The organism is Caproiciproducens faecalis (genome assembly GCF_019448085.1).
Classification (GTDB): Bacteria; Bacillota; Clostridia; order Oscillospirales; family Acutalibacteraceae; genus Caproiciproducens; species Caproiciproducens faecalis.
The window spans coordinates 210,903-227,782 of the sequence record NZ_JAGFNZ010000001.1 but is presented as its reverse complement, the minus strand read 5'-3'; the positions used below and the strand labels follow the sequence as shown (position 1 = coordinate 227,782).

The 16,880-nt window shown below is 50.8% G+C and carries 19 protein-coding genes; 17 read left to right on the top strand and 2 right to left on the bottom strand.

The window, feature by feature from the left end:
- Positions 1-191: 191 nt before the first annotated feature.
- Entirely contained in the window at positions 192-653 is a 462-nt protein-coding gene (locus J5W02_RS01100; protein WP_219963807.1) for a chemotaxis protein CheX, read from the bottom strand.
- The gene (locus tag J5W02_RS01095; RefSeq protein ID WP_219964412.1) at positions 653-1,510 is read right to left on the bottom strand and encodes a response regulator; all 858 of its coding nucleotides are present in this window, start codon (positions 1,508-1,510) and stop codon (positions 653-655) included. Before J5W02_RS01095 ends, J5W02_RS01100 begins: the two co-directional genes overlap by 1 nt.
- A 332-nt stretch (positions 1,511-1,842) precedes the next feature.
- Between J5W02_RS01095 and J5W02_RS01090 the strand changes: the two genes are divergently transcribed.
- The 17 genes from J5W02_RS01090 to hypE all read left to right on the top strand — a co-directional run bounded on the left by J5W02_RS01090 (position 1,843) and on the right by hypE (position 16,861).
- Positions 1,843-2,217, top strand: coding sequence for a demethoxyubiquinone hydroxylase family protein (locus tag J5W02_RS01090; protein ID WP_219963806.1), 375 nt, complete (start codon positions 1,843-1,845; stop codon positions 2,215-2,217).
- Between the two features lie 23 nt (positions 2,218-2,240).
- Positions 2,241-3,056, top strand: coding sequence for a family 1 encapsulin nanocompartment shell protein (locus tag J5W02_RS01085; protein WP_219963805.1), 816 nt, complete (start codon positions 2,241-2,243; stop codon positions 3,054-3,056).
- 75 nt (positions 3,057-3,131) lie between these two features.
- Positions 3,132-3,506 carry a desulfoferrodoxin gene (locus tag J5W02_RS01080; RefSeq protein ID WP_219963804.1) on the top strand — a complete coding sequence of 125 codons (375 nt, stop codon included), beginning with the start codon at positions 3,132-3,134 and terminating at the stop codon, positions 3,504-3,506.
- Positions 3,507-3,765: 259 nt separating this feature from the next.
- Positions 3,766-4,059 (top strand): hypothetical protein, encoded by a 294-nt coding sequence (locus J5W02_RS01075; RefSeq protein WP_219963803.1) that lies wholly within the window; start codon positions 3,766-3,768, stop codon positions 4,057-4,059.
- Positions 4,060-4,115: 56 nt separating this feature from the next.
- Positions 4,116-4,670 carry a rubrerythrin family protein gene (locus J5W02_RS01070; protein WP_219963802.1) on the top strand — a complete coding sequence of 185 codons (555 nt, stop codon included), beginning with the start codon at positions 4,116-4,118 and terminating at the stop codon, positions 4,668-4,670.
- 188 nt (positions 4,671-4,858) lie between these two features.
- On the top strand, positions 4,859-6,559 hold the full coding sequence (locus tag J5W02_RS01065) for a B12-binding domain-containing radical SAM protein (protein ID WP_219963801.1): 1,701 nt from the start codon (positions 4,859-4,861) through the stop codon (positions 6,557-6,559).
- A gap of 361 nt (positions 6,560-6,920) precedes the next feature.
- Positions 6,921-8,825: an NADH-quinone oxidoreductase subunit 5 family protein gene (locus tag J5W02_RS01060; RefSeq protein WP_255575501.1), complete on the top strand. Its 1,905-nt coding sequence runs from the start codon at positions 6,921-6,923 to the stop codon at positions 8,823-8,825.
- A 1-nt stretch (position 8,826) separates the two neighbouring features.
- The gene (locus tag J5W02_RS01055; RefSeq protein WP_219963800.1) at positions 8,827-9,690 is read left to right on the top strand and encodes a respiratory chain complex I subunit 1 family protein; all 864 of its coding nucleotides are present in this window, start codon (positions 8,827-8,829) and stop codon (positions 9,688-9,690) included.
- A gap of 17 nt (positions 9,691-9,707) precedes the next feature.
- On the top strand, positions 9,708-10,163 hold the full coding sequence (locus J5W02_RS01050) for an NADH-quinone oxidoreductase subunit B family protein (protein WP_219963799.1): 456 nt from the start codon (positions 9,708-9,710) through the stop codon (positions 10,161-10,163).
- A 2-nt stretch (positions 10,164-10,165) separates the two neighbouring features.
- Positions 10,166-10,501: an NADH-quinone oxidoreductase subunit C gene (locus J5W02_RS01045; protein ID WP_219963798.1), complete on the top strand. Its 336-nt coding sequence runs from the start codon at positions 10,166-10,168 to the stop codon at positions 10,499-10,501.
- 18 nt (positions 10,502-10,519) lie between these two features.
- Positions 10,520-11,599, top strand: coding sequence for a hydrogenase large subunit (locus J5W02_RS01040; protein WP_219963797.1), 1,080 nt, complete (start codon positions 10,520-10,522; stop codon positions 11,597-11,599).
- A gap of 7 nt (positions 11,600-11,606) precedes the next feature.
- A complete protein-coding gene (locus J5W02_RS01035; protein ID WP_219963796.1) occupies positions 11,607-11,969 on the top strand; it encodes a 4Fe-4S dicluster domain-containing protein in 363 nt (120 codons plus the stop codon).
- Between the two features lie 30 nt (positions 11,970-11,999).
- Positions 12,000-12,341: a hydrogenase maturation nickel metallochaperone HypA/HybF gene (locus J5W02_RS01030; RefSeq protein WP_219963795.1), complete on the top strand. Its 342-nt coding sequence runs from the start codon at positions 12,000-12,002 to the stop codon at positions 12,339-12,341.
- The gene (hypF, locus tag J5W02_RS01025) at positions 12,338-14,611 is read left to right on the top strand and encodes a carbamoyltransferase HypF (RefSeq protein WP_219963794.1); all 2,274 of its coding nucleotides are present in this window, start codon (positions 12,338-12,340) and stop codon (positions 14,609-14,611) included. The genes J5W02_RS01030 and hypF overlap by 4 nt, the downstream gene beginning before the upstream one ends.
- Positions 14,563-14,841 (top strand): HypC/HybG/HupF family hydrogenase formation chaperone, encoded by a 279-nt coding sequence (locus tag J5W02_RS01020; RefSeq protein WP_330659641.1) that lies wholly within the window; start codon positions 14,563-14,565, stop codon positions 14,839-14,841. The genes hypF and J5W02_RS01020 overlap by 49 nt, the downstream gene beginning before the upstream one ends.
- Positions 14,838-15,878, top strand: a complete 1,041-nt coding sequence (hypD, locus tag J5W02_RS01015; protein ID WP_219963792.1) for a hydrogenase formation protein HypD — start codon at positions 14,838-14,840, stop codon at positions 15,876-15,878. The genes J5W02_RS01020 and hypD overlap by 4 nt, the downstream gene beginning before the upstream one ends.
- Positions 15,875-16,861: a hydrogenase expression/formation protein HypE gene (gene hypE, locus J5W02_RS01010; RefSeq protein WP_219963791.1), complete on the top strand. Its 987-nt coding sequence runs from the start codon at positions 15,875-15,877 to the stop codon at positions 16,859-16,861. Before hypD ends, hypE begins: the two co-directional genes overlap by 4 nt.
- Positions 16,862-16,880: the final 19 nt, after the last annotated feature.

Below are 16,880 nucleotides of genomic sequence, written 5' to 3'. Positions count from 1 at the left end.
ATTTGTGAAGGGCGGGATTTCGCCCGCGGAGCCCATAAAATTCCCCCTCAACCACACGGAATCTACAATTCGGGAAAATTTACCATATTCCTATTATAATGAAAAGAACCTGAAATCACAATATAAAATCAAATTAAAAGGATTCACGGCGTATTGCTGTGAATCCTTTTTAATATAATTAATGTACCAGTTTATTTCGTTTCCAAGGAAAGATAAATGCCAAACAGATTTTCACCCACCAGCATTTCCAGACAGCTTGCCTGCTTCAGGCTGGCATCCGCCGTAAAATCGCCGTGAATCAGGGTCGGGGTTGAAATATCCGCACCGATCCCTTTTTCCGACAGGTTCGTACAGGCTGTCGCGGCAAGCATGTTGCTGAGCTCCGACACCGCGCTCTGCACCATTTCATCAAACTGGAGAACCTCCATTCCACCCATCATGGTGGAAGCAATGGAGTTTGCGCAGCTTTCCTGCATGGTAAAATACACGTTCCCGTGAAGGTCGCCTGTGATGCCGATGACCACGACCACACCGGGAGAACGGATTAAGTGACCACATTCCGTTTCCCCCTTAAGTTGAACATCCGTGATTCCCAGCTGCGGCATCACGTCGAGAAAAGCAATGGAAAATGACTCCGTGTAATCTTTATTCATCAATTCACGCCCCTGTTAAAACCTACATTGAAATAAACTTCCCCAAAGTCCGTCTCTGCCTTGGCGGAAGAAACCGTGTCAAGCACCGTTTTGGAAATTTTAATACATTCCCCGTAAACAATTGTCGGGGGCGCTACGCGCAGTCCGAAAAGAGAATTGCTTTTATTCAGAAGCGAACAGGCATTCCCAGCCACGATATTAGAGATTTCTCCCATCACATTGACAATCTGGTCCTTTGTGACTTCCTCTTTTTTCAGCAGAAATTTCGCTATGTTTTCCGCAGCTTCTTCTGACATATCCAAAATCATTCTGCCGCCGTATTTCCCGATAATGCCCATGACAACCGACATCCCCCTGGAAACCTGTTCTTCCCTTGTCGTCTGTTTTTCCTGAAAGTCCGGGACAGATTTGAAAAACTTATTAAACGTGTCGGCCAGCGCTTCGCGAAACGCATTGTAATACAAACCGTCAAGCTGTAAAAACAGCTCGTCGTCGGACATAATTCTCTGAATCAGCAGGCAGAGTTCTTCTTCATCCACAGGCTTCTGCACATAACCGGAGATTCTTGCCTTCTGTGCTCTGTGTACAATTTCGTCATCCATCATGGAACTTACGATAATGACTTTCAAATGGGGGCAGACGGCACGAATGGCCTTCGTGCATTCAATCCCGTCCGCGCCCGGCATTGTCATATCCATGGTAACAATGTCCGGCTTCAGCGTGGTTACCGCCTCTACGGCCTCTTCCAGAGAATTCGCGCTGCCCGCGACAACAAAGCCTCTGGAAATGAGGATGTTGGTCAGCATAGCCACGGAAAAAGGAGAATCATCGACTACTACAATCTTAATTTCTTTCACATTCATCCCAGCTTTTTCTATAATTTTAGTGGATGGATTCTTATCATATTGGAAATTATCGGTCTCAAATTTTGTCATATTTTAAAGTATAATGTATTTTTTTGTATTTTTCAATTCTTGCAGCCATAAAAAATCCCGCTGACTTTCCGCAATAAGTTAGGCAGCTTTTTCCTTTGCTTTTCCGTACTCAGTGGCAGAATGTCCAATTTTATTTTTTTTGTAAATATTTTAATTTTTTTATTCCAGGTACTTGCAAATTCAGAAAAAGAGGTGTATATTAATAACAGCAAAAACAATAACAGTTATTATTACTATATTAGGAGGTCAAACAAATGCCAGCTTTTGCAAATCCCTTTCAAGGGAATGTCGAACGGAAAATGACAATGGAAGAACTGATTCAGGCTATCCGGCTGGATATTGCCGGCGAACTGGAAGCAATTTATCTTTACGACGCACATGTGCAGGCTACGGACAATGTGATGGCCAAAGAGGTAATCGGCGATATACGCGACGAGGAAAAAGCGCATATTGGGGAATTAATGACCCTGTTAAGGCATCTGGACCCCAAAGAAGCCGAGTTGTTTGCTTCCGGCGAATCGGAGGTAAAAGAAATGCTGGAAGAGCTCGGGCTTGCCGCGGCACCGCCGGCCGAACAGAACACGGAACCATCCGCACCGCTGACCGTCGGCGGCTTGCTTAACCAATAACAGAATGACAGGAGGTATTCTTAATGAGTTACTTATCCAGAGAAAACGCACCGATTGATTCAGAATTATGGGAGAAAATCGATTCTGAAGTAGTGACCGCGGCCCGTGCCGCGCTGACCGGAAGAAAGTTTCTGCATATTTACGGCCCGCTGGGGATTGGCGCAGACAGTATCCGAGTGGACGACTCCCAATCGGTTGACGAAGCCGAGGCGGACGGTCTGATTACCACAAAGGGCAGAAAATATGTTCAGCTCCCGACCATATTTGATGACTTTACACTTTTAGCAAAAGATTTGGAAAGCGACCGGAAGACCGGTTATCCTGCCGACCTTTCCGCCGCATCCTATTCCTCGGAAACCTGCGCCAGAAAAGAAGACCGTCTGATTTTCTTCGGCAGTGAGGCCAACGGATATGAAGGACTGCTGACGGCGCCGGGGATCCACAAAATCAAACGCTCCGACTGGGGCGCCGAGGAAAACGCCTTTACCGACCTTGTTTCCGGTTTGGAGTGGTTCGCATCCAACAGTATCTACGGTACATACGCGCTGATTGTCAGCCCGGATCTTTTCATGAAGCTGCAGCGGATTCAGCCCGGCACAGGTTTGCTGGAAATCGAGCGGATCAGCAAGCTTTTCAAGGGCAATGTGTTCAGCTCCCCTGTACTCGGTACCCAAAAAGCGGTTCTTGTCTGCTCGGAGCCCCGCTATATGGACCTGGTAATCGGCCAGGATCTGGCGACGGCGTATCTGGAGCAAAAAGACCTGAATCATCGCTTCCGCATCCTGGAAACGGTACTGCCGCGCATCAAACGCAAAGAAGCCGTCGTGGCTTTTGAATAAATTCCCAGAGCTGTGTAAACCCAGCCAGCTTTACAAATCATTATTCAATAATAACAAATAAAGGAGAAATGTAAAATGTCAAAGGTTGCTTTTTATCGTTGTGAATTGTGTGGAAATATGGTTGCTCTTATTAAGGAAGGCGGCGGAACACTCACCTGCTGCGGTCAGGAAATGACCAAACTGGAAGCCAACACCACGGACGCCGCACAGGAAAAGCATGTACCGGTCGTCACCAGGGAAGACGGAAAAATCAAGGTATCCGTCGGTTCCGTTCTCCATCCCATGCTGCCCGAGCACCACATTGAGTGGATTGCTCTTGTCACGGACGACAAAGTGGAAATCACCTATCTGAAACCCGGCATGGAGCCGAAAGCGGAATTCAAGGAGGTTGCTTCCGGCACGGTTTATGAGTACTGCAATCTGCACGGCCTGTGGAAAGCAGAATTTTAATTCTTCTCATTCCTGAACCATACTTCTCAATCCAAAAAAGGCTTTGCGGGTCACAGACCGCAGAGCCTTTTCTTCTATATTAAAAAAATTATGGCGAACCGTCCCACTTTAGTCAAAACACAGTCTACCTATTGCATAAAATCAAAATACAATTCATGCGGATTTTTTTTGAAAAAACACTTGTATTTTCTTTTTATAAAGAGTATATTATAAATATAAAACAATAATAATTATTATTATTAATTTAGGAGGATTTCTTATGGGAAACAATTTGAGCATCAACAACATGAACGGTATCTCCGGAACAAACGCACTGATTTTCAGCATCAGCAATATGAATGCCTTTTCAGACCGGGATGATATTTTCTTCCGCTACGCCAATATGAACGGCGTTTCTGAAATGGACTCCGCCGCCTACCGTCTGAACAACATGAACGGCGTCTCGTTTACAGCCGCCCTTTCTGCTTCTGCGTCGGCCCTGTCCAGAATCTTGAGCAGCTTAAAAAAGGGAGATTCTTACCGCCGTCGTCTGCAGCCGGCAGAAGCGAAATAGCACAGCAAACATTTTAATATAAATTCACCTAACGACAATAAAGGAGGAACAAAGTGATGTCTGTAAAAAATGCAATGACTTCTGATTTTCTTCATTCCGCATACGGCGGAGAAAGCATGGCACATATGAGATATCTGATCTGGGCGGAGGTAGCCCGCAAAGAGGGATTCCCGAACATTGGAAAACTGTTTGAGGCAATCGCCTACGCCGAAAGAGTACACGCTGGAAACCATTTCCGTGAAATCGGAGGCACTACCGCCGATGCCGCGGTAACCGCAGGCGGAGTCTTCGGAACCGGAAAAACGGTGGAAAACCTGCAGGGAGCAATCAACGGCGAGCTTCACGAGGTGGAGCAAATGTACCCTGTGTACCTGAGCGCCGCGAAATTCCAAAACGAAACCGGGGCCGCACGTTCCTTTCATTTTGCGCTGGAAGCAGAAAAGATTCACGCCGCACTGTTTCAGAAAGCGCAGGACGCCGCAAAGGAAAGCAAGGACGTGGAACTGAAATCCGTTTATATCTGCCCGATTTGCGGCCACACGATTTTGGACGGCGCTCCTGACAACTGCCCCATCTGCGGAGCCAAAAAAGAAATGTATGTAGAGTTCTGATCGAAAAAATATACTAAAAACAGAACAGCCGCTCCGGTAAAAGGAGGATGTCTTATGGTAAGGCATCCTCCTTTTTTCGTCAATGCGCAGAGTTTGCTCAGCGGGGAATACTGACGGCAGAACAAAAATTATGGTATAATGGACACATCCGCCGCAAAAGCAAATCGACGGAAAAGAAGGTTGACATTATGAAAAATGAAATCACCGCAGCCATCTGCGTTTTAAACTCCAAATATATCCATTCCTCTCTCGCGCCGTGGTGCCTTTCGGCGGGAGTGGACGCCTACTGCGTCCCCGGAATCACCGCGGAAGTGGTGGAGGGCACTATTAATGAACGGCTGGAAGCTGTCGCGCAGCGCATTCTGGCACTGAACCCGCAGGTAATTGGCTTCAGCTGTTATATCTGGAATATCTCCGCTACAAAGCGGCTGATTCATCTTGTAAAAAACAGCCTGCCGCGCGCCGTCATTGTCCTGGGCGGGCCGGAGGTAAGCTATTGCGCGGAAAAGCTGCTGAATGAGGAACCTTTGGTGCAGTATGTGATTTCCGGTGAAGGGGAAAGGCCCTTCGCCCTTTTGCTGAACGCAGTCAGCCGCGGAGATGCTGCCGAAAACATCCCCGGGGTCTGCTTTCGCCGGGACGGACGGGCTGTGATCGTCCCGCCCCATACTCCGGAGGAGGACCCGCCCTCCCCTTACACCCCGAAATACCTGGACGCGCTGAAGGGGCGCATCGCCTATCTGGAAGCCAGCCGCGGCTGCCCCTATTCCTGTGCTTTCTGCCTTTCGGGCCGGTGCGGCAGCGCCAGGTTCTTTGATCTGGACAGGGCAAAACAGGAATTGCTGCTTCTGGCCCGCAGCGGCGCAAAGACGGTCAAACTGGTGGACCGTACGTTCAATGCCAACCGCAGGCGGGCAAATGAACTGTTTCGCTTTATTATTCAAAACTATGGAAATGAAATCCCCGCCGGGGTCTGTTTCCATTTTGAGATTGCGGGCGACATTCTGGATGAAGATACCCTGAACCTTCTGGCGCAGGCACCGAAAGGCGCCATGCAGCTTGAAATCGGACTGCAGAGCTTCAACCCCAAAACGCTCGCCGCCATCAACCGAAAAACGGATGTGGAACGGCTGAAAAAAAACATTCTCCGGCTGATTGCCAACGCCAACATGCATATTCATATCGACCTGATTGCGGGCCTTCCCTACGAAGATCTTGCCAGTTTTGCCGAAAGCTTCAACATTGCCTATGGCCTGAACCCCAATATGCTGCAGCTCGGTTTCTTAAAGCTGCTGTACGGGGCGCCGATGAGAGAAAATCCGGAGGAATTCCCTTGCTCCTACGATTCGCAGCCCCCGTATGAGATCACACGCACACCCTGGCTTTCGGAAGAAGAGCTTCTAAACCTGCACCGAACAGAGGACGCACTGGAGCGGCTGTACAACAGCGGCCGCTTCCCCAGAACGCTCGCCTATCTGCTGAAAGAAAGCGGAATGACCCCTTTTGAGCTGTTCGGACGATTTGGGGCCTTTGCCGCGCAAAAAGGCACGGAGAGAATCCCGCTGGATGAATACATCGCACTGGTTTTTACCTTTTTCAGCGGACAGAACGGCATTGACAAAGAAGTGCTTCGCGATAAAATGGTTCGCGACCGCCTGTCCACCAATGCTTCCGGCAAACTTCCGCCCATTCTTTATGTTCGTGACCCCTCACTGGGCAAAGCAGTCCGCGAACTGGAAAACGAATTTCCCACTCCAAAAGGAGTCAAGAGAGGGTGCGCAATCCTGTATTCCGAACACTGCCTTGCCTACGCGGACTATCAAAATAGGAACCCCATTAACGGAGAATTTTATTTAAAAGAATTTTATCCCGGTACTGTAACCCTATGAGGCGGCTTGCTGAACATGAATACTGTTCAGCAAGCCGATTTTTATGCATTTTTTATATGGAAAATAATTGCAATAAAGTTGAATCAATTTTATTTAAAATGATTCCTATTGATAAATTATTGTCACAAAACAACCGTTTCCTGTATAAAGAAATTTATATCTTTTTAAATATAGATAAAATCCATTTCAAAATCAGGATAAAACGGGTAAATATTGACGTTGCACTTCCTAAGATTTTTGATTATTATTAAACATGCTTCTGTTACAATTATGACATTTATTTATCACGCTGGGGAAAAGTGTTGTTGAATTAGTAAATTGTACGGAAAAGTTAATATGGAGAAATGGTGGTTTTATCGCAATGATTGTTTCACTCATGGTCTTTCCATTTATTGCAGCTCTGATTCTATCCATGCTCAAACCTGGAAAACTGCGGGATCTCTTCGTATTTGCTAGCTGCGTTTTGATTGTAGTGACGGTAACGGCCTTTTCCGTCAGCGCCTTGTGCAACGGAAGAAACCAGTCCTACCTTGTAGAAACCCAGCTGCTGGACAAAGGAATGCTTTTGGCGGAATTGGGGCTGATGGGGCTTGTGTTTTACTACTCTTTCCGGCACAAGCAATACTACGCCGCGCTTCTTTCGGCGGCACAGACCCTGCCCATTGCCTGGATGGAGCTGTCCGGCCGTTCCGCAGAAGGCGGCAGCCATATTGTGGTGGACGATCTGACCGTAATCATGTGTATGGTCGTCGGTGTGGTCGGCTGTCTGATCTGTGTTTACGCGGTCGGGTACATCAGGGAATACCATAAACACCACCCGGAATATAAAGATCGGTCTTCTTTTTTCTTCTCAATGCTTTTTGTTTTTTTAGGAGCCATGTTCGGACTTGTTTTTTCCAGCAATCTGACCTGGATTTACTTCTTCTGGGAAATCACCAGCATCTGCTCCTTCCTGCTCATCGGCTATAATCAGTCGGAAGAAGCAATTCGGAACTCTTTCCGCGCGCTCTGGATGAACCTTTTGGGTGGCCTGGGCTTTGCCGTCGCCATTCTTTACAGCTCGATGGTGCTCGATATTGCCAATATACAGGATCTGGTCACTTTGGGGACGGGGAGTCAGACTGCAATCATCCCCGTGATTCTGCTGGCCTTTGCCGCGCTGACCAAAAGCGCGCAGATGCCTTTTTCACGCTGGCTGCTGGGAGCCATGGTCGCACCCACGCCCACCTCTGCCCTGCTGCACTCCGCAACCATGGTCAAAGCGGGCGTCTACCTGTTGATTCGCCTTTCCCCCGCACTGTACGGCAATCTTGCGGGAATCATGGTTACCACCATTGGCGGATTTACCTTTTTTGCGGCTTCTCTGCTTGCCATTTCGCAGAGCGACGGCAAAAAAGTCCTTGCATACTCCACGATTTCCAATTTGGGCCTGATTACCGCGTGCGCGGGCGTGGGCCTGCATGAAGCCGTGTGGGCGGGCATCCTGCTTCTGGTATTCCACGCGGTATCCAAATCACTGATGTTCCTGTCGGTCGGCGCGGTGGAAAACAGCACCGGTAGCCGCAATATTGAAGATATGCACGGTCTGATCGTCAAGCTGCCGAAGCTGGCTTTTGTGATGATCGTGGGAATTTCCGGAATGTTCCTTGCCCCCTTCGGGATGCTGATCTCCAAATGGGCGGCGCTCAAGGCGTTCGTGGACTCCAAGAGTATCCTGCTGGTCATTTTCCTTGTATTCGGAAGCGCCAGCACCCTGTTCTACTGGGGAAAATGGCTTGGCAAGCTGGTTGCGGTCATCCACCGTTCCGAACGGCTGCCGGACAAACTGGAAAAGAGCGACTGGTTTTCCATTTACACACTCGCGTTTCTGGTCATTGCCCTGTGCGTATCTTTCCCGCTGCTGTCCACCTATCTGGTGCAGCCGTTCCTGGTGCAGATGTTCCATGAAAATCTCGCGGCGGTCATCAGCAGCAGCGACCTCAAGACGATGTTCCTGATGCTGTGCACCATTGTGATTCTGCCCGTCATGGTGCGCCTGCTGACCTTCGGCAAAGAAAATAAAATTGTCATCTCCTATATGGGCGGCGCCAACAGCGGCGACGACCGCCACTTTACGGATTCCTTCGGTCAGGAGACGTCTATGTACCTTGCAAACTGGTATATGGAGGATCTTTTTGGGGAAAAGAAGATCCTGAGGCCCTCGCTGGTTCTCGCCTCCGCCGGCTTGATTGTCCTGATGATCGTTGCAATTGGAGGTGTAATCTAAGATGCAGATTATGATAAAAGTCGTCCTTTTTCTGATTCTGGCACCGGTTCTGGGCGGTCTGCTCTCCGGATTTGATAGAAAAATAGGCGCGCGGTTTCAGGGGCGCCAGGGTCCCCCGCTTTTGCAGCCTTTCTACGATTTACATAAACTTTTTTCCAAACAGTCTGTTGTGGTAAACGGCGTGCAGGATTTTCTGGTCGGCGGATTCTTTGTTTTCGTCATATTCACCGGCTGTATCTTCTTTGCGGGCGGCGACCTGCTGCTAGTCTTTTTCGCGCTGACCCTCGCGGAAGTATTTCTAATCATGTCCGCTTCCTCCGCCAACTCCCCGTACAGCGCCATGGGCGCACAGAGGGAACTGGTGCAGATGATGGCCTATGAACCGATGATGCTTCTGGCTGCAATCGGGTTCTATATTGCGACGGGCAGCTTCAATGTAAGCGAAATTGTCCATACCGCCACGCCCGTAATTGCCGTTCTTCCGGGTATGTTTTTCGGCTTTCTTTATATTCTTACTATTAAATTGCGCAAATCGCCTTTCGATATCAGCACCTCGCACCACGCTCATCAAGAGATGGTAAAAGGCCTGACGACCGAGCTGTCCGGCAATGTTCTGGCGCTCGTGGAGCTGGCGGGCTGGTATGAAGACGTGCTTCTGCTGGGCTTTGTGGGGCTTTTCATCATCAACCTGGAGTGGTGGAGCATCCTTGCGGCGGTAGCGGTATGCATTCTGTGCTATTTTCTTGAAATATTTGTCGACAATCTTTTCCCCCGTGTCAAATGGGATAAGATGCTCGGCTCCACATGGCTGGTAACACTGGTCGCCGGCGGGATTAACCTGCTGGTGCTGACGCTCGTTTATTAAGGGAGGCGCTATCGAGAATGATGAAGATATCAAAATCCCCCTGGCTGCTGCATTACGACGGCTCCAGCTGCAACGGCTGCGACATTGAGGTGCTGGCCTGCCTGACTCCCGTTTATGATGTGGAACGCTTTGGCGTTGTCAATACCGGCAATCCGAAACATGCCGATATTCTTTTAATTACCGGCGGCATCAATCGCCAAAACGAAGCGGTGGTAAAACAGATTTATTCCCAGATGCCGGAAAACAAGGTCGTTGTAGCGGTAGGCATCTGTGCCTGTGACGGCGGTATTTTTAAAGAATGCTACAATATTCTGGGCGGTGTGGACAAAGTGATCCCCGTGGACATTTACGTTCCCGGCTGCGCCGCAAGACCGGAAGCGATTATTGACGGCGTGGTCAAGGCAATCGCTCTTCTGGACAGAAAGCGTGAACTGAAAAAACGCAATGCGGCGGCATTGCACAAGGAGGCTTAATCATGCCCGAAAATATCATCATCCCCATTTCCCCCGAGGGGCTGCTGGAAGAAGTTCTAAAGATGAAAGGCAGCGGCTGCCGTCTGGTGCAGATCTGTGCCACCAGAATTGAGGAAGGCTACGAGATGTCCTATTCGTTTGGGAAGGACTTGGATTTATATACCCTGCGCTTTTGCATCGGCGAGGACGTGGAAATCCCCAGCGTCACCGAAATTTATCCCGCGTCTTTTTTATATGAAAATGAAATTCACGATCTTTTCGGCGTACCGATTAAGATGATTTCTCTGGATTATCAGGGTACCCTGTACCGTACGGAAAAGAAAACACCTTTTAAATAAATCTAGGAGTGATACCAGATGTCCAAACGCAGCATTGTACCGTTCGGCCCCCAGCATCCGGTCCTTCCGGAACCGATTCATCTGGATCTGGTGCTGGAAGACGAAAAGGTGGTAGAGGCCATCCCCTCCATCGGCTTTGTCCACAGGGGTCTTGAAAAACTGGTTGAAAAAAAGGACTTTAACGAATATGTATATGTCGCGGAACGAATCTGCGGCATCTGCAGCTTTATGCACGGAATGGGTTACTGCGAAGCGGTGGAAAATATCATGGAAGTGGAAATCCCTCCCCGTGCCAAATATCTGCGCACCATCTGGTGCGAAATGTCGCGGATTCACAGCCACCTTTTATGGCTCGGCCTGCTGGCTGACGCGTTCGGCTTTGAGAGCCTGTTTATGGAAACATGGAGAATGCGCGAAAAGGTGCTGGACATGTTTGAATATTCCACCGGCGGCCGCGTGATCTTTTCCGTCAACAAAATCGGCGGCCAGCGCAAGGATATGGATAATGACATGATCCGGGAATTTCTTGGCGTTTTTGCCGATATGGAACGGAGCCTGAAAGAGCTTGTGAAAACTTTTCTGAACAATTCCGCGGTCAACAGCCGTCTGCGCGACGTTGGTTTTCTGACCAAACAGCAGGCGTTTGACCTTGGCACTGTCGGCCCGTTTATGCGCTCCAGCGGCATCAGCCGCGACACCCGCAAGCTCGGCTACGCCGCCTACCCAAATCTGGAGTTCGAGCCGATTACGAGCGAAGTCGGCGACTGCTACGCGCGCACCGACGTGCGTATCCGTGAAATCTTCCAGTCCATCGATATCATCCGTCAGGCGGCGGCAAAAATCCCGAACGGCGAAGTTGCCGTGCCGGTCAAGGGATTCCCCGAAGGGGAATATTTCATGCGGGTGGAGCAGCCGCGCGGCGAAGCAATCTACTATATAAAAGCAAACGGCACAAAGTTTTTGGACCGTATGCGCGTACGCACTCCAACCTTTGCCAATCTGCCGGGAATGCTGGAAACCCTGAAGGGCTGTCAGCTTGCCGACGTTCCGATTTTAATTTTAACAATTGATCCCTGCATCAGCTGTACCGAAAGGTGATGAAACAATGAGCTTACTGACTTTCGCAAAAATTGAACTGCACAATTTGTTTTCAAAACCGGCTACCCGTCCTTATCCGGAGCAGCCAAGGAATTACCCGCAGCGCACGAGGGGACACATTGAAAATGATGTGGAAACCTGTGTGCTGTGCGGAATCTGTTCCAAGAAGTGCCCGACCGGCGCTATTCAGGTAGACCGGGCGGGGAAAAGCTGGTCCATTCAGCGCTTCAGCTGCATTCAGTGCGGCTACTGTGTGGAAAGCTGTCCCAAAAAATGTCTTTCCATGCTTCAGAGCTATACGCAGCCCGCGGAGCGTAAGACCATTGAAACCGTTTCCAAGGCTCCGGTAGAAAATCAGAACGCGTCTTAAAATAGTTTGAAATAGAAGGAGCAAGTTGTCATGCACGATTATCACAAGGCTGCCGATTTTCTGAAGGAAGCCACTGAAAAAGCAGAAGCGGCAGGAAAAAACAAGGTCACCAAGATTAACATTGCGGTAGGGGAAGATTCCGGATACTCCGGAGAAAGCATCCAGATGTACTTTGAGGATTTATCCAAGGGTACCGTTTGCGAAGGCGCCCAGATGAGCGTACAGTCCATTAAGTCCAAACTGCGCTGCCCCACATGCAACGAGCTGTTTGAGCGGAAGCGTTTTGACTTTTCCTGCCCCAAATGCGGCACTCAGGGAGAGCCCAGCGGTGTTGGCAGAGAAGTGAAAATAGAAAGTATTGAAATGGAATGAACGTTTTTGTTACCGTTTCCGGTATCGTACAGGGTGTGGGATACCGCCCGTTTGTAGCCGGTCTGGCACACAGGATGGGCATTTCCGGTACGGTACGCAACAGCGGCGGGATTGTTGAAATTGCCGCCTCCGGGGAAAAGCAGCGGCTGGAGGAGTTCTTATACAGCCTTCAGCACAGCGCGCCGGACGGCGCGCAGGTAATCAACATCCGTACGGAACCGATGCCGGAACAGCAGTTTGACGGCTTTTCCATTCTGAAAAGCGGCCGTGCCGCAAAGAAAGAAACAGAACCGCCGATGATTCCGCCGGATCTGCCTATGTGCGACGAATGCAGAAAAGAGCTGTATTCGTCTAAAAACCGTCGCCGGGGGTATCCGTTTATCAGCTGTGCTTCCTGCGGGCCAAGATACAGTATTATGAATACGCTCCCTTATGACCGCGAAACCACCACGATGAAGGATTTCACCATGTGCCCCGACTGCGCCCGCGAATACAGGGACGGACGCAGACGCCACGCCCAGACAATCTCCTGCCACAGCTGCGGCCCTCAGCTGCATCTTCTCACCGGCGGAATGACGCTGGAAAAGCAGGACGCTTTGGAGCAGGCGATTACCTTACTGAAAAACGGGACTGTTCTGGCTGTAAAAGGGGTGGGCGGGTACCAGTTTGTCTGTTCGCCCTATCAGGAAGACGCAGTGGAACGCCTGCGTCTTTTGAAAGGACGGGAAAAGAAACCTTTCGCCGTCATGTTCCCCAATCTGGAAAGAATCCGCGAGGTTTGCAATATAAATAAAGAGGAAGAAAAGTTGCTGCTTTCTATGGCTCGCCCCATTGTGCTGCTGAACAAAGACGCAAATGTGTTTTGTTCCGGGGTCTGTGGAGAAAGCCGTTTTCTCGGTGCCTTTCTGCCCTGTACCGGTCTTCATCAGCTTTTGACCGATGCCTGCGGCCCTTTAATCGTCACGAGCGGAAATTTTACAAACGAGCCGATTATCTACCGGGACGACGACATGATGCGGTCGGACACCCCTTATCTTTCCGGAATTCTGTATAATACCCGCCGAATTGTAACTCCGCTGGATGACTCCGTGGCACGGGTCGCATGCTCAGTTCCCCAGATTCTACGCCGCAGCAGAGGATACGCTCCCCTGCCCGTCGTACTGGAACAGCGCGTGGAACATCCGGTTCTCGCCATGGGCGGCGACCTGAAAAGCAGCTTCTGCCTGCTCAGCGGCGACCGTGCCTATCTGAGCCAATATTTCGGCGATCTTGAAAATTACAGCGTCTATGAGAATTACAAATTCGGCCTGAAACATATGGAACAGCTGCTAATGATTTCTCCGCAGCAAATTGCCTGTGACCTGCACCCCGGCTACCAGTCGGGCTTGCTGGCACAAAGGATTGTAAAAGATTTCGGACTGGGAAGTCCTGTGTTCATTCAGCACCATCACGCCCACGCCGCCTCCGTTATGGCGGAGCACCGGCTAGACGGCTGTATCGGCGTCGTTTTCGACGGCACCGGCTACGGGACCGACGGAACGATCTGGGGCGGCGAATTTTTGCTGTGCAGCGGTTCCTCTTTTGAGCGCCGGGCACACCTGAGCCGCGTTTTGCTGTGCGGCGGCGACGCGGCGGCAAAAAACGCCGTGCTGACTTCGGACTGCTACCGGTTCGCGGCGGGTGAAGAATCCGGCAGTGAACGCTTTCCGTTTGTCAAAGCTGCCCTCCGGCATCAGGTCAATACACAGGAAAGCTCCAGTGCGGGACGGCTGTTTGACGCGGTCTGCGCCATACTGGGCATCAAAGAAGAAAATTCCTACGAGGGTGAGTGCGCCATCGCACTGGAAAACGCCGCCGCCGCGGCAAAAGGCGCCGGAGAGGAGCCGATTCCGTTTCATCTGGCCCTCAGTCAGAATTCCGAATGTGAATGGGAGGCAGATCAGGCCGATTTTATCCGCCAGCTTCTGCAGTCCGTCGCCGAAAAACAGGATAAAAACCGCATTGCGCTTGGGTTTCATGTTGCGCTTGCCGAAATGGTTGCGGCACTGTGCAAAAACATCCGGGAGGAAAGCGGAGAAAATCGCGTGGCGCTGAGCGGCGGTGTATTCGCGAATCTTCTTCTTCTTCAGGACTGCCGTGACCGGCTGACCGCGGACGGTTTTCAGGTTTATTTAAATTCCGCCGTACCGTCCAACGACGGCGGTATCTGTTTGGGTCAGGCGTGGATCTGCGCACAGGCGGAAAATTCACGCGAAAAAATGAGGATTTAACCGGTAAGGAGATTGCCATGTGTGTTGCACTGCCCGGCAGGGTTGTTAAAGTGAACGGTACAAAAGCGACCGTAGATTTCAGCGGAAATACGATGGAGGCACAGGCCGGCCTGGTCAAAATCAAGCCGGGCGACAGCGTTCTGGTTCACGCGGGATGTATTCTGCAGGTACTTACGGAGCAGGACCGCAGTGCGCTGGAGGAGCTTTTGAAGGAAATAGAAGAACTATGACGGACATTCAAGTTTATTTAAAAACGTATGACGGGCCGCCACTGAGGCTGATGGAGGTCTGCGGGACCCACACGGCACAGATTTCCCGCTGCGGCATCGCGGGGATGCTCTCCCCGGCCATCCGGCTGATCTCCGGCCCCGGATGCCCCGTCTGTGTTACGGTCACCGCCTATATCGACAGGCTGGTCGCGCTCTGCATGGAGCCGGAAAATGTGGTCGTCAGCTTCGGGGATATGCTGCGCGTACCGGGAAGCAGCCAGAGTCTGAATGATGCCAAGGCCGCGGGCGGTCACGTGGAAATGGTCTATTCTCCGCTGGATACGCTGAAGTTGGCGGCAAATGACCCCGGGCGTACCTATATTTTCGCGGCAGTCGGATTTGAGACCACAGCCCCGGTTTATGCCATGCTCCTTGAAGAAGCGGTGGCGCGGGGAATTTCCAATGTGAAAATTTTGACTTCCCTGAAAACCATGCCCCCGGTCATTGACTGGATCTGCCAAAATCAGGGCGGTGTAGACGGATTTCTGGCACCGGGTCACGTCAGTGTGATTACCGGCAGCAATATTTTTCAGCCTCTTTCCGAAAAATACGGACTTCCGTTTGCGGTCGCCGGCTTTGAGGGGCCGCAGATTCTGGCGGCGATCTACGCTCTTGTCAGAAAGCGCGGCAGCGCGTGCGTGATGAATCTGTATCCCGGTGCGGTAACCAAAGAAGGCAATCAAACCGCGCAGAAAATGGTGGAAAAATATTTTTCTCCCTGTGACGCTTCGTGGCGCGGCATGGGTATCATTCCGGATTCCGGCCTTCTTTTGCGGGAAGAATATTCCCGTTTCGACGCGGGCAGCAAAAATCTGAACGGCGACCACGGGGCGAACGCCCACTGCCGCTGCGCTCAGGTGCTGACCGGAGCAATTTCTCCAAACGAATGCCCGCTCTTCGGTTCCGCCTGCACCCCTCAGACGCCGCAGGGCGCCTGTATGGTCTCCATGGAAGGAAGCTGCTTCAACTATTTTACAAATATGAGGAAACGATCATGAAAATAACCATGGCGCATGGCAGCGGCGGTAAAGCCACTTCCGAGCTGATAGAAGATATCTTTGAAAAACACTTTCATAACCCTGTTCTGGCCAAAATGGAGGATTCCGCGGTCGTTCCCGGCGCGGAGAGAATCGCCATGACAACGGACAGCTTTGTTGTCACTCCTGTGTTTTTTCCCGGCGGGGATATCGGCAGGCTGTCCGTCTGCGGTACCGTGAACGATCTTTTGATGAGCGGCGCAAAGCCGCGTTACCTTACCTGCGGATTCATTCTGGAGGAAGGCGCCGACACGGATGACCTCAAAAAAATAGCGGCCTCCATGGCGGAAACCGCCGCGGAAGCCGGAGTCTGTATTGTAGCGGGTGACACCAAGGTCGTAGAGGGTAAGGGCGGCATCTATATCAATACCGCCGGCGTGGGCTTTGTACCGCCGGATGTTTCGCTCAGCGCGTCTTCCTGCGAAGAAGGCGACATGATCCTGCTTTCGGGCAATCTGGGCGACCACCACGCGGCCATTCTTAGCAAACGGATGAATATTCAGAATACCATTCAGAGCGACTGTGCTCCTCTGAATGAAATGGTAAGCACGCTTCTGGAAAGCGGTGTAAAGGTAAAGGCCATGCGTGACGTTACCCGAGGCGGACTGGGTACGGTGCTGAATGAATTTGCCGGTGCTTCCGCCTGCTGCATGGAGCTGGAAGAAGAAGCCATCCCCGTTTCGGCACAGGTACGGGGGTTCTGTGAAATTTTGGGCCTTGACCCTCTGTATATGGGAAACGAAGGAAAAATGACCGTCGTCGTAGCCGGGCAGGACGCAAAAAAAGCGCTCGAATGCCTGAAAAAAAGCCGGTACGGAGAAAACGCGGCCATCATCGGCAAGGTCGTTTCCGGCGAGTCGGGAACGGTTCTGCTGAAAACCCCCATCGGGGGAACCCGTATTGTTACCGTTTTGTACGGCGAAGGATTACCGCGAATCTGTTAAAGGCTTATAGAAATATTTT